At 45.2% G+C, this 12,937-nt stretch carries 10 protein-coding genes and 1 riboswitch; of the genes, 6 read left to right on the top strand and 4 right to left on the bottom strand.

Annotated elements, in window-relative coordinates; genetic code table 11:
• The first annotated feature begins 44 nt into the window (after positions 1 to 44).
• A complete protein-coding gene (locus ABTV07_RS02860) occupies positions 45 to 1,031 on the top strand; it encodes a YeiH family protein (RefSeq protein WP_433747240.1) in 987 nt (328 codons plus the stop codon).
• Positions 1,032 to 1,519: 488 nt separating this feature from the next.
• Here the strand turns inward: ABTV07_RS02860 and ABTV07_RS02855 are convergent, their stop codons facing one another.
• Positions 1,520 to 2,935, bottom strand: coding sequence for a hypothetical protein (locus ABTV07_RS02855; protein ID WP_433747237.1), 1,416 nt, complete (start codon positions 2,933 to 2,935; stop codon positions 1,520 to 1,522).
• A gap of 32 nt (positions 2,936 to 2,967) precedes the next feature.
• On the bottom strand, positions 2,968 to 3,954 hold the full coding sequence (locus tag ABTV07_RS02850) for a hypothetical protein (RefSeq protein ID WP_433747235.1): 987 nt from the start codon (positions 3,952 to 3,954) through the stop codon (positions 2,968 to 2,970).
• Between the two features lie 194 nt (positions 3,955 to 4,148).
• Positions 4,149 to 4,250, top strand: a riboswitch (purine riboswitch).
• Between the two features lie 140 nt (positions 4,251 to 4,390).
• On the opposite strand from ABTV07_RS02850, the gene ABTV07_RS02845 reads away from it, so the two are divergent.
• Positions 4,391 to 5,584, top strand: a complete 1,194-nt coding sequence (locus ABTV07_RS02845) for a NupC/NupG family nucleoside CNT transporter (protein ID WP_433747232.1) — start codon at positions 4,391 to 4,393, stop codon at positions 5,582 to 5,584.
• A gap of 36 nt (positions 5,585 to 5,620) precedes the next feature.
• Here the strand turns inward: ABTV07_RS02845 and ABTV07_RS02840 are convergent, their stop codons facing one another.
• Together ABTV07_RS02840 and hutH are read right to left on the bottom strand one after the other, a co-directional pair.
• Positions 5,621 to 6,328 carry a polysaccharide deacetylase family protein gene (locus ABTV07_RS02840; RefSeq protein ID WP_433747229.1) on the bottom strand — a complete coding sequence of 236 codons (708 nt, stop codon included), beginning with the start codon at positions 6,326 to 6,328 and terminating at the stop codon, positions 5,621 to 5,623.
• A 71-nt stretch (positions 6,329 to 6,399) separates the two neighbouring features.
• Positions 6,400 to 7,920, bottom strand: coding sequence for a histidine ammonia-lyase (gene hutH / locus ABTV07_RS02835; protein WP_433747226.1), 1,521 nt, complete (start codon positions 7,918 to 7,920; stop codon positions 6,400 to 6,402).
• Between the two features lie 289 nt (positions 7,921 to 8,209).
• Between hutH and ABTV07_RS02830 the strand changes: the two genes are divergently transcribed.
• The 4 genes from ABTV07_RS02830 to mreBH all read left to right on the top strand — a co-directional run bounded on the left by ABTV07_RS02830 (position 8,210) and on the right by mreBH (position 12,861).
• A complete protein-coding gene (locus tag ABTV07_RS02830) occupies positions 8,210 to 8,713 on the top strand; it encodes an acyl-CoA thioesterase (RefSeq protein WP_114745651.1) in 504 nt (167 codons plus the stop codon).
• Between the two features lie 180 nt (positions 8,714 to 8,893).
• A complete protein-coding gene (locus ABTV07_RS02825; protein WP_433747223.1) occupies positions 8,894 to 9,877 on the top strand; it encodes a BMP family lipoprotein in 984 nt (327 codons plus the stop codon).
• 12 nt (positions 9,878 to 9,889) lie between these two features.
• Positions 9,890 to 11,545: a methyl-accepting chemotaxis protein gene (locus ABTV07_RS02820; protein ID WP_433747220.1), complete on the top strand. Its 1,656-nt coding sequence runs from the start codon at positions 9,890 to 9,892 to the stop codon at positions 11,543 to 11,545.
• A gap of 308 nt (positions 11,546 to 11,853) precedes the next feature.
• Positions 11,854 to 12,861 (top strand): rod-share determining protein MreBH, encoded by a 1,008-nt coding sequence (gene mreBH, locus ABTV07_RS02815; RefSeq protein WP_433747217.1) that lies wholly within the window; start codon positions 11,854 to 11,856, stop codon positions 12,859 to 12,861.
• Positions 12,862 to 12,937: the final 76 nt, after the last annotated feature.

Genomic DNA, 12,937 nt, shown 5'->3' with positions numbered 1-12,937 from the left:
GAAAAACAGGACTATGATAAAAGGGATAGATTGGGGGATTCAAAATGAAGAATTTTACCGCGGGTATATTGTTTACGGGGATCATCGCGCTGTTTGGAACACTCCTAGCAAAAGCACCGTTTTTCAGCAGCATTGGACCTCTCGCCTCTGCCATTCTGCTGGCGATTGTGTACCGGCAGCTTGCAGGATATCCTATGTCCATCAAACCGGGCATCGACTTTTCTTCCAAAAAGCTTCTGAGATTGGCCATCATCCTTTTTGGATTAAAATTGAATATCATTTTGATTATCAAACAGGGGCCGGCCGTCATCCTGCTTGGGATCTTTTCGATTGTATTTTCCATTTTCCTGATGATTTGGCTCGGAAAAAAACTGAAAAGCGATGCTTCGACCATTCTCCTGCTTGGGGTCGGGACCGGCATCTGCGGGGCAGCAGCCATTGCGGCCATTGCACCGATCATCAAGGCAAAAGAAGAAGATACCGCGCTGAGCGTCGGCATCATTGCGCTGATGGGGACCATTTTTTCCGTCACCTACACTTTGCTTTACTCCTGGTTTCCGATTCAGGCAGGCCACTATGCTTTATGGAGCGGGGTCAGCCTTCACGAAATCGCGCATGTCGCCTTGGCAGCTGAGCCTGCAGGCGGAGACGCATTGGCACTCGCCCTTTTAGCAAAACTTGGACGGGTCCTTCTGTTGTTTCCAGTGAGCTTCGCATTTATGTATTGGATGAAAAAAAGAGATGCAAGCCAGGGCCAGGCATCCATCTCCTTTCCATATTTCCTGATCGGTTTCGTATTGATGAGCATCACTGGCACCCTTTTGGATGAAAAAGGATACCTGAACCCTCAAATAATGGACGCCGTTTCAAAAGTCACTACGTTTATTTTGACCATGGCCATGACGGGACTTGGGCTGAATATCCACTTTAAGCAGCTGAAAGATAAAGCCATGAGGCCTCTGCTGACGATTTTCATTGTCTCCATCGTGTTGTCCGTCGCCACTTTCTTTCTCACCATGCTGGCCATTTAAGGTTCGGGTTTCTCCGAGCCTTATTTTTTTATCCATTGAAAATGAAGAAAGAGCTTGTCTAGTACAAAAGATGTATACAAGGTGACAGGCACGCCCCGACTTTTGTCGAATGATGTAAGGACTTGTGCACGAGGGTTAAGGACTATTGATGCTTAATTTGCCCACTCGCGCATAGGAGGAGGGTTTTGGCGCATAAGCGGTGTTGGCTCGCGCATAGCATATGATTTCTCGCGCATAGAGTTTGGATATTGGCGCAAAGACTAGCATTTCTCGCGCATAAGATCTGCCGAGAGGAAAATCCACCGTGATTTTTGACTAATTTTTCTGGATTTCACCCTCTCCCTTCTATATTTCTATCCTTTTGATCACCAAATTCTCGTTTTCTTCAGGAAATAGGCGATTTTCTCTCTCATTTTATACTTTTTTTCAAACCAATTTAAAAAAGCTGGAACCCGAAATCGGATTCCAGCTTGCCTTTTACTTTCTGCTTATAGATTCAACAATGAATCATGATTATCATCATACTCGGAATCAAGCATTAGATTCAAAGAAGCATCAAGAGCCAAGCTGCTCATGAAATCATCTTCATCATCTGATGACATTGCACTTAATCCAGCCATAAGGTCAAGATTGGTGTTGGTGCTGAATTGATCATCATTGTTTTCAATCCAAAGTCCAGTGTTCAAATTGCTCATCAAGCTGTTGTTGCTGTCGTTGTTATCTGTTGAATACATTGAGTCAGCCATTACATTTGCCATTGCATTTAGACCAAGTTTGTTTGAATCCTCATCGTTCTCAGTCATAGCCCATACGCCTGCTTCTGCTTTCGGGTCCAATGAAGATCGATCTCCTTCATCACTTGTCATCGCATTCACATCTGCCATAGTGTTGGCGCCTAGCTTCGCACTGTTCATGTCGCCATCTTCTGTGCTTTTCGCCTCTGCCATAACGCCTGCTTCTGCTTTCGCATCCAATGAAGATTGATCTCCTTCATCACTTGTCATCGCATTCACATCTGCCATGGTGTTGGCGCCTAGCTTCGCACTGTTCATGTCGCCATCTTCTGTGCTTTTTGCTTCTGCCATAACGCCTGCATCTGCTTTCGCGTCCAATGAAGATTGGTCTTCACTATCTTTTGTCATTGCATTCACATCTGCCATGGTGTTGGCGCCTAGCTTCGCACTGTTCATGTCGCCATCTTCTGTGCTTTTTGCTTCTGCCATAACGCCTGCATCTGCTTTCGCGTCCAATGAAGATTGATCTCCTTCATCACTTGTCATCGCATTCACATCTGCCATGGTATTGACACCTAGCTTCGCACTGTTCATGTCGCCATCTTCTGTGCTTTTCGCCTCTGCCATAACGCCTGCATCTGCTTTCGCGTTCAATGAAGATTGATTTTCTTCATCACTTGTCATCGCATTCACATCTGCCATGGTGTTGGCACCAAGATTTGCATTGTTCATGTCGCCATCTTCTGTGCTTTTTGCTTCTGCCATAACGCCTGCATCTGCTTTTGCGTCCAATGAAGATTGGTCTTCACTATCTTTTGTCATTGCGTTCACATCAGCACCCGCATTGGCGGAGACAGATGAACGATTGTCATTTCCGCGGTCGCTCTGCTCTGCTGATACACCAGCTTTTGCATTCGCCCCAGCTTGGAGAGAACCTCCTCCATCATCACCAGATTGGCTTTGGAAGTTTACCACATTTTCAGATGAAACATCTGCCGCTGCATTTGAAGAATCGCGGTCACCCATCAGGTGAAGTGATCCAGTCAGATTGTTGACAATGTTCAAGGAAGAATCATGCTCTGCTGCAAAGCTCGCTTGTCCTCCGATTAGAATTCCTGCTGCAAGGCTACCTGTAATAGTCAATGTTTTAATAAAATTTGATTTTTTCAATGTACTCGCTCCTTCTTCTTTTTAGTAGTTTTTTATATACAAACGTTTAAAAAGAAGAAAGATTTTGGCGGTTCTGAAGGTGGTGCATTCAGCCATTGGTCATAATAAATTTTGGATTTTCCAGTCCGGGGCTGCAAATAGCGGTATTCCAGGTCAAAGCCGCTTCCTAAAATTACAGCGAACGCTGGGGACACGGCAGTTCCCGTTCCTCCGCTAGAGCCAGTGGTCTGAATACTTGTTCCACCAGAGCCGCCTGCTGGCACAATGGCTTCATAATGCCCTGTCCTACGATCTTGATCCGGTACTGGAACTGGAGTCTTCCCTTCCTGCTGCTTCTCCAACAAAGGCTGTCCCTGAGACATTTTAACCTTCGGGACATCTGATGCTGAGGATACGGTTTCGCTTTTTTCCTCTATCGGCTTAATGGATGGGGCAATTGGCTGCTCCTGTTGGCCGGCATCCGTTTCTTTTTCAGCTGGATGTTGTTTAACAGAAGGCTTGTCCTCTTGTTTTGAGTGATTAACTTCCACTTTCACAGAAGATTTTTCAGTCGATACTTCCGTTTCAATTGGCCCGGCCTTGACGTTCACGGTTGCCTCATCATTTGAAGTATCTCCAGATTGCTTGCCGATCTTAACGGAAGGAGACTCATCCACTTCTATGTCCGCGATGCCCGTGTTCACTTTAATTTTCGGCTTTTCACCTAAATCGACATCCACCAGTTTCTCATCGGCTTTGGTGCCAACAACGTTTTTCACTGTGTTTTCCACAGTGTTAGTCACGCTCTTCACTGGTTTTGCTGCGGAATCCACTATCTTTGAAGTCTTATTCAGGACTGTGTCATCTGATTTTTCATTTTCCTTTCCATTCAGCACCGTGTCAGCCGTATCCAACGTTTGATCAACCGTTTTGGTCGTCTGATCGACTACGCCTGACAGCAGGCCCCCATGTGCAGATGCCATGGACGGAAATACGAGAATACCAAGGAAAATGAGCGAATAGACCAATTTGTTTCGCACGTACTTCTTCACCTCCCTTCGTCCTTTTTCTACACAGCTAACGAAGCGGAGGAAGAGTTGGATCACTTTTTTTTAATAAAATTTTTTTAAAACAAAAAATAACCCTGCTTGTTCAGAATTCTCTCTCTTTTTAACTGTGATAACTTTCCTACGAATTACTATTGAGAAAGTCCCAAGCCTCTGATAAAATACTAATCAACTTCATACGGTTTCCTTATATAAAGATGGTGATATGGACCATACGTTTCTACCCGGCTGCCGTAAATAGCTGGACTATAGGGAAAGTCAGATTGATTAAATCAATGATCCATCGTGGATTCAGGCTTTCTTTATAAAAAGGTTGAATTCACGATTTTTTTATTTTCTTTTGAGAAGTCTGACATCTGATGACGTACCAATCATCTTATAGGAAATCACAATCATCTAGGAGGTCATTATGGACATTTTATTAGGCATACTCAGTTTAATCGGTGTTTTATTCCTTGGCTGGCTTCTCAGCAGCAAGAAATCCATCATCCCTTGGCGCACCATCCTTATCGGAATGGTTCTCGAGGCATTATTTGTTTTATTCGTTCTGAAAGTCCCGGTCGGGAAGACGTTTTTAGAAAAAGCAGCCTTAGGCGTGCAAAAAGTCATCGATTTCAGCAACGAAGGCATCCAGTTTGTATTCGGAGGATTCTTCGATAAAAGCACGCACATTACATTCGTATTTGCGATAAACGTGCTGGCGGTCATCATCTTCATCTCTGCACTTATTTCAGCTCTTTATTATTTGCGCGTTCTTCCGCTTATTGTCCGGGTCATCGGAGTCACACTAGGAAAATTGCTCGGTACAACGAAAGTGGAAACGTTCAATGCAGTCGGGAATTCATTCCTGGGTATTGTTGAAGCACCGCTTTTGATCAAGCCTTACCTTAAATTTTTGACCCGTTCTGAAACGTTCGCTGTCATGGTTGGGGGAACGGCTTCCGCGAGCGGCGCCATCCTTGTCGGCTACTCATTGATGGGGATCGATATGAAATACCTTCTTCTTTCTGTATTCAGCGTGCCGCTCATTTCCTTGATTATGGCAAAACTGATGGAACCAGAAACAGAAGAATCCGAGACAAATGACAACATCAAAATGGCTAAAACAGATCATACGAATATTTTTGAAGCCATCGCAGACGGTGCGGTCAACGGCGTGCAGCTTGCAATCAATATCGGTGCACTGTTGATTGCCTTCATCGGGATCCTTGCACTGGTCAACGGTGTGCTTGGCCTATTCCATACAAGCCTGTCCATGATTCTGGGCTATGTTTTCTACCCATTTGCTGTACTTGTCGGTGTGCCTGTGGACGAAGCTTTCAAGGCAGCGTCCATCATTGGAACAAAAATGTCCATCAACGAATTCGTTGCTTATGACAACCTGACTAAGATTTCCGATCAATTATCTCCAAAAACAGTGGCAATCCTATCTGTTGCCCTTTGCAACTTCGCCAACCTGTCTTCAATCGGACAATTGATTGTCGGACTTGGTTCCCTTGAGCCATCCAAACGTCCGCTTGTTGCGAAACTAAGCCTTAAAGCAATCGTCGGCGGAACGCTAGCGAGCTTCATCACAGCAATCTTTGTAGGAATGTTTATGTAATATAGCGAAAAAACCTCGCCAAAATAGGCGAGGTTTTTATTTTCCATCCATATTCTGCAGTTCATTAACGGTCACAAACGTATAGCCTTCATTAGAAAGGTCATCTAAAATCCCTTCTATAACCCTAATTTCATCTCCCGTATGGTCATACATCGCGTGAATCAGGATGATCGACCCCGGCTGGATGTTTTCTTCCACATAATCCAGTTTGTCAGAAACCTTTGTAAAATAGGTATCAGGTTCAATATTCCACATGATCGTATCCCTATCATGCTTCCACAAGTAGTAAGGGAGTCCGACTATCTTCTTCCCATTCGGCGGACGGACATCGATTTCCCCTTTGTAGCCGGCTTCCCGGATCAGCTTATCCGTTTTCTCAATCTCGTCCCGGATATATCCTGGCGACTTAAAAATCATCCGGTTATGAGAATACGTATGGTTTCCGATTTGATGCCCAGCCTGCGCAATTTTCTTAGCTTCCGCTGGATTCTGCTTCATTTCACGGCCGATAAGGAAAAATGTCGCTTTGGCATTATATTGGTCCAGCAACGGCAGTATTTCATCCACATTTTCTGTCGGACCGTCGTCAAATGTCAGGGCAACAACTTTCTGATTCGTATCCACGTGATCGGTCAAACCTCCGAAAAATTGAAAAGTCCTTGCATTCATTAATTTATAGAGACCGAACAGCAGCAATAATAAGATGATCAGAGTAACAGCAATAATCATTAATTTCTTTTTCATTGGACTAGCCTTTCTTTTTTCATTTCCCTCATTTTATTATATTTCCTTTAAAAATTCCTGCCTTTTCCCACTCAAGCCTTCGCTTCTGCCCTAGTCAAACCATACGACGACCAGTCCAGTTCCTTCAGCCAAACAGATGCCGCTTCAATATCCTTCGAGAATATGCGGTCCTTTGTAATCGAAGGGACGACTTCGCGCGATTTATCATAGAACGTTCTCGTCCTGCTCGCCATTTTCTCGATTCCTTGGAATTCCGCTCCCTGGAGGGCACAGATCAATTCAATGGCAAGTACTCTCCGAGAATTCTGGATGATTTGATGGGCATGCCTCGAACCGATCGTCCCCATACTGACATGGTCCTCCTGATTGGCAGATGACGGGATGGAATCCACGCTTGCGGGGTGAGCCAGCGTCTTGTTTTCTGAAACGAGCGAAGCTGCCGCGTATTGCATGATCATGGCCCCAGATTGCAGGCCGGGCTGCGGGCTCAAAAACGGCGGGAGATCGTTCAGCTGCGGGTTCACCAAACGTTCTATCCTCCGCTCTGAAATATTCGCCAGTTCTGCGACGGCGATTTTCATGAAGTCCATGGCAAGGGCGATCGGCTGTCCGTGAAAATTCCCGCCGGAAATGATTTTCGCGCCATCATCAAATATCAGCGGGTTGTCTGTGGCTGCATTGATTTCAATCTCGAGTTTTTCTTTCACATAATCGAGCGCTTGCCAGGAAGCTCCATGAACCTGCGGGATGCACCTTAAGGAATAGGCATCCTGCACCCTGATCTCCCCTTGCGACGTTGTCAATCCGCTGTCGGACAAATATTCCCTAATCCTTTTTGCCACTTCTGTCTGCTGCGAATATCCCCGTGCCAAGTGTACATCTTCATCAAATGCATCCATGATACCGCGCAGTGCCTCCATAGTAATCGAAGCAATCATTTCACTTTCAAGCGCCACCTGCTCTGCCTCGAGGTAATTGACAACACCCATTGCTGTCATCGCTTGGGTTCCATTGATCAAAGCAAGCCCTTCTTTCGCCTGAAGCACAATCGGGGCAATTCCTTCTTTGGAAAGCGCCTGGATACCAGGGATCCTTTCTCCTTTATAAAAAACTTCCCCTTCTCCCATCAGCACAAGTGCAAGATGGGATAGCGGAGCAAGATCCCCGCTCGCTCCCAATGAACCCTGCTGCGGGATCACCGGATGAATTTCCGCGTTGATCAGGTCGATCAACCTTTCAATGATGACAGGACGCACTCCGGAATAGCCTTTAATCAAAGCATTGGCGCGCAAAAGGAGCATGGCCCTCGACACTTCTTCCGGAAAAGGGTCCCCTACTCCGCATGCATGGGAGTGAATTAAATTCAACTGCAATTCTTCAACATCGTCAGCATTGATGAGAACGTCGCTGAATTTCCCAAAACCTGTATTAATGCCATAGACGATCTTTTGCTGCTCCACAATCCGCTCCACCGCGGCCCTGCTTTTCACCACCCGCTCCATGCTTGCTGGAGAGGCTGAAACCATTGCTTTATCAAAAAGAACCGCCTTAATATCCTTTAATGTCAATGTATTGCCGTTTAATTCCACCATTTTATAGCACCCCTCTAATGATTTACCAAAATAAAGAAAGAGGCATGATCGAAACCGGCTGGTTAATCGATCATGCCTCTATATATCCGTTCTTCGGCCATCTGGCCATTTTTATACAATTTCATGGGAATCAACACCCTATAAACAAAATATTCTAAAAATACAGAGTCTTTTTTTCAGTGTATGCGTTTTCTTTCGATGTGTCAATATATCCTTGAGCATATTAGTTTTTTCTCGCTTCACGAAGGGTATAATAAAAGGTAGTACAACAATAGAAAAGGGTGATCTGATGAGAGAAAAAAAATTCATGAGGGACACATTGGCCATTAAGACGAGCCACGTTCTTCCCCCAGACACCAATCATCATGGAACACTATTTGGCGGTAAGCTGATGGCTTACATAGATGATATTGCTTCCATCAGTGCTTATAGATTGGCGCGCAATCCGGTCGTCACAGCTTCGACTGACTCTGTCGACTTCCTTGAGCCCATCCGCGGCGGTGATGCCGTGACGCTCGAGGCCATGGTCACGTGGACAGGCAGAAGCTCCATGGAAGTTTTCGTGAAAGTGACTTCAGAGAGATTGCTTACTGGCGAAAAAGCAGTTGCGGCCCTCTCCTTCCTGACATTCGTAGCCCTCGACGAGAACGGAAAGCCTGCTCCCGTTCCACAGATTGTTCCGGAAACACAGGAAGAACTATGGCTCAATGAAACTGCCCTCAGACGTGCAGAGCACCGCAAGACGCGTAAGAACGAAAGCGCAGAACTTGCACGATTCTTTGCAAGAGAATAGACAGATGAACCGGCGCAATTTTTTGTGCCGGTTTTTTTGTGTCTTCAAATCCCATCCAAACCTTCCGCACTATTTCTTCTATTCCGACTATTAACTTTCCCCTAATAAAGTGTTTATTTTGGCCGATATATAGAATGACAACATTGGAAACTTTTTCATAATGGTTGGAAGGAGATACAAATGTATAGATTTTTAATGCTTATTGTAAGTGTGTTCACCCTTGTCTTATCCGGGTGTTCTGTAAAATCAGATCAGGCAGCAGCTGATAAAAAGGAGTACCATATCGGCATATTGCTTTCTGACACAGGGCTCGGGGACGGGTCATTCAACGATTCTGCATTTAAAGGACTCGAAAAAGCCAGGGATGAACTAGGCTTCCTTTTTGACTATAGGGAAGCACCGAACGGAAATGAAGAGAAAGCCCTTGAAGAGCTCGTCAAGCAAGGAAATGACTTGATCATCGGCCTTGGGTTTTCCGCTCAGCCGGCACTCGAAGCTGTCGCTAAAAAGCACCCGGATCAGCGCTTCATCCTAATCGACGGGATGTCTACTGTCAAAAACATCAAGTCCATCACATTTAAAGAGCAGGAAGGAAGCTTCCTCGTCGGAATGGAAGCGGCGATGACGACGAAATCCCATACGATCGGATTTATCGGAGGCGCACAAGCCCCAGTCATCCAAAAATTCAAAAACGGATACACGGCAGGCGCTCATTATATCGATCCTAACATAAATGTCCTCGTCGATTTTGCCGATACTTTCAGCGATGCGAATAAGGGAGCTGATCTTGCCGAGAAGCAAATGAATAACAAGGCAGATTTCATTTATCCCGCAGCAGGATTCACTGGGGTTGGCGCCCTGAAGGCAGCTGAGAAAAAAGGCGTATATTCCGCCGGAGTCGACAGCGATCAGCACTTTATTGCAGAAAAATCGATCGTCACATCGATGATGAAAAACATCGATGCCGTCGTTTACAGCTTAGCGAAAGAATTCAACAAAAATGGCCGCATCGATATGAGTCCGGAAGAGCTTGGCCTTAAAGAAAATGGCGTTGGTCTTGCACCTTTCACACTCATTCAATTGACTCCTGAAAATTTAGAAAAGCTTGATGATGCAAAGAACAAATTGATCAACGGAGAAATTTCAATACCTGAAAATGATTAAAGGAGACAGATTATGAACCTTCGCATTCGTTTGAATTTACTCGGACTCATTCCTTTGGTGCTCGCGATTCTCATGATTTTTTTCATTACCTCCCAGGTCATGCTTATTCAGAATTCCTCTAAAAACGATGCAGGCACCCTTGTCGGCGTCGAAAAATTCAGAGGCGATTTGACCAGCACAAAACAAGGGTTGTCCAACTATTCATTCAACCCTTCCGATGCCAATCTGGCAGAAGCCAAAACGAGCTTGGAAAATAGCAGCGCCTCACTTGCTTCTCTCGCTAAACATTTGAAAGAACCTGATCAGCAAGCACTGTTAAAGAAAATCACCGAAAAATATAAAGAATTGGCAAGCGAGTCCATCAAAGCACTCGAAAGTCAAAACAAACCGGCAGTAAACCGCCAGGCCATGCGGGTTTCAGGCATTCTGAACGATGTTTTTCTGTTGAACAAGCAGGCAAATGAGCTGTATAAAGCAAACTTGGAAAAAACACAAGGCAAAATCGGCTTCATCATTCTATTTTCCATCATCGGAAGCATCCTGTTAGTCATTCTTTCCCTGATTTTATCTTGGGTTCTTTCCAATCGCATTGTCAAACCGGTCAACACCATGGTTAAAAATGCGGAACGTGTGGCACAGGGAGACCTCTCCATCCAGATGGATTCCGGAAAGCCGCAGTCCAAATATGAATTGGACAAGCTTACATCAGCATTCTCCCAAATGATCATGAACCTTCGCAATACGGTGCAGTCCATCGAAAAAGTCGGAGAAGATGTAAAGGAGTTTGCTGAAGATGTAACGAAGCAGATGTTCAATCTGACAGAAATCAGCAATCAAGTCGCCGCTTCAACCGAAGAGCTTTCAAAAGGGAGCCAGTCCATGTCGGATGAAATTCAATCTACCGCCATTCATACTTCTGTAATGCGTGAGGCATTCGAACAAAATGTACAAGAAAGCCTCGAATCCCTATCGAAAAGCAAGGAAGCCCTCGAGTCAGTGGAAATCGGGAAGCAATCCCTTGCCAAACAGAAGTCCCTTTCAGACCAAATGGCTCAGTCCTCTTCTGAAATCAGCAATGCTGTGTCAGAATTCAGGAAATATACCGGTCTCATTGAAGATGCAGCTGTTTCTGTCAATCAGATTGCAGAGCAGACGAACCTTCTTGCCCTCAACGCTGCAATTGAAGCAGCCCGTGCAGGGGAAGCAGGAAAAGGGTTCGCCGTAGTAGCTGAAGAAGTCCGCAAGCTTGCAGAAGATTCATCCAAAGCGACTCAATTGATCACAGATATGGTAAAGAATATCAAAGATGGGATCCAGCACGTCATCAGCGCTGCACAGACCGGACAGGAAATCTCCGTCGACCAGGTCCATTCCATGGAAGAAACAGGCCAATCGTTCGAATCGATTTCCACTTCGGTCAATTCGATATTTGGGCAATTGAATGAACTAGTTTCTAAACTCCAGGATTCAAGTCACAAAAGCAATGACATCCTGGCAGCCATTGAAAACATCAGTGCCGTGACTGAACAGGCAGCAGCCGGCACCGAAGAAATCTCTGCTTCTACAGATGAACAGCTGCGCTCATTCAACCACTTGAATGAACTGATCGACACCCTTCATCAAATGACTGAAAATATGAAAAAAGAAATGGATAAATTCACCCTATAACAACCCGCGGGTACGATATTCTATCGTGCCCGTTCTTCTTTTATTTTCCAAAAAATGCTCTAAAATAGCTTTTTTACAGTCTGCCAATTATTACATTCCCTTTAAAATTCCGTAACACAAAACGCCTTCCCTCCGCTGATCCGAAGCTATACCCTTTGATGCCAATGGTTTAATCGCTTCTATGAAATATATGGGTTTTGTAACAAACATCTTCTTCCATAAACTACTACCTTACGTACCGACAAAAATCTCCTATAATCGTAAGAAGGATTATGAGTGTCGAATTCAAAAAGGTAGGGTGAATACATATGTTCTCAAATTCTGAAATTGGTATTGATTTAGGAACTGCAAACATTTTAGTATATAGCAAAAACAAAGGAATCATTTTAAACGAGCCGTCCGTCGTGGCTATTGATACAGAAAGCAAAAATGTCCTGGCTGTCGGTGCCGAGGCAAAAAGCATGATTGGGAAAACTCCTGGGAAAATCGTCGCAGTGCGTCCTTTGAAGGATGGCGTAATCGCTGATTATGACATCACTACAGAAATGCTGAAGCAAATCATGAAGTATGCAGGCAAGAAGCTTGGCTTCTCCATCCGCAAGCCTAATGTCGTGGTATGTACTCCATCCGGTGCTACGTCTGTTGAGCGCCGCGCCATCCATGATGCTGTCAAAAACAGCGGTGCCAAAACTGTGCATCTTATCGAAGAACCGGTAGCGGCTGCCATCGGAGCAGATCTTCCGGTTGATGAGCCTGTTGCCAACGTGATTGTGGACATTGGCGGGGGTACAACGGAAGTAGCCATCATTTCTTACGGCGGTGTGGTCACTTGCAATACTATCCGCATCGGTGGAGATCAAATGGACGAGGATATCGTTCAATACGTCCGTAAAAAGTACAACCTTCTCATCGGGGAAAGAACGGCTGAAACAATCAAAATGGAAATCGGCTACGCATTGATCGAACATGATGAAATGACAATGGACATCCGCGGACGCGACCTTGTTACAGGTCTTCCAAAGACAATTACCCTTGCATCATCTGAAATTCAAACAGCATTGAAAGAATCATTGCTTCATATTCTTGAAACAATCCGTGCTACACTCGAAAACTGTCCACCTGAACTAAGCGGCGACATCGTTGACCGCGGAGTTATCCTGACTGGCGGCGGTGCGCTCTTAAACGGCATGCAGGATTGGCTGAGCAAAGAAATCGTCGTTCCTGTACATCTTGCAGCAAGCCCATTGGAATCCGTTGCAATCGGAACAGGACGTTCATTGACAGTGATCCACAAGCTTCAAAAAGCAGCGCGTTAATATAAAAGCGCAAGCGCCCTGGTCAGCCCCGACCAGCGTAAGACGGATCTTGAAGGAAATCCTGATTTCCGTAGAG

This window comes from Falsibacillus pallidus, assembly GCF_050990905.1.
Lineage (GTDB): Bacteria > Bacillota > Bacilli > Bacillales > DSM-25281 > Falsibacillus > Falsibacillus pallidus_A.
This window is presented reverse-complemented; position numbering and strand designations above follow the sequence as displayed.

What these genes read in the sequence shown, in the direction of transcription:
- ABTV07_RS02860 (WP_433747240.1), top strand. Translation starts at nt 45, where the DNA reads ATGAAGAATTTTACCGCGGGTATATTGTTTACGGGGATCATCGCGCTG.
- ABTV07_RS02845 (WP_433747232.1), top strand. Translation starts at nt 4,391, where the DNA reads ATGGACATTTTATTAGGCATACTCAGTTTAATCGGTGTTTTATTCCTT.
- ABTV07_RS02840 (WP_433747229.1), bottom strand. Translation starts at nt 6,328, where the DNA reads ATGAAAAAGAAATTAATGATTATTGCTGTTACTCTGATCATCTTATTA.
- hutH (WP_433747226.1), bottom strand. Translation starts at nt 7,920, where the DNA reads ATGGTGGAATTAAACGGCAATACATTGACATTAAAGGATATTAAGGCG.
- ABTV07_RS02830 (WP_114745651.1), top strand. Translation starts at nt 8,210, where the DNA reads ATGAGAGAAAAAAAATTCATGAGGGACACATTGGCCATTAAGACGAGC.
- ABTV07_RS02825 (WP_433747223.1), top strand. Translation starts at nt 8,894, where the DNA reads ATGTATAGATTTTTAATGCTTATTGTAAGTGTGTTCACCCTTGTCTTA.
- ABTV07_RS02820 (WP_433747220.1), top strand. Translation starts at nt 9,890, where the DNA reads ATGAACCTTCGCATTCGTTTGAATTTACTCGGACTCATTCCTTTGGTG.
- mreBH (WP_433747217.1), top strand. Translation starts at nt 11,854, where the DNA reads ATGTTCTCAAATTCTGAAATTGGTATTGATTTAGGAACTGCAAACATT.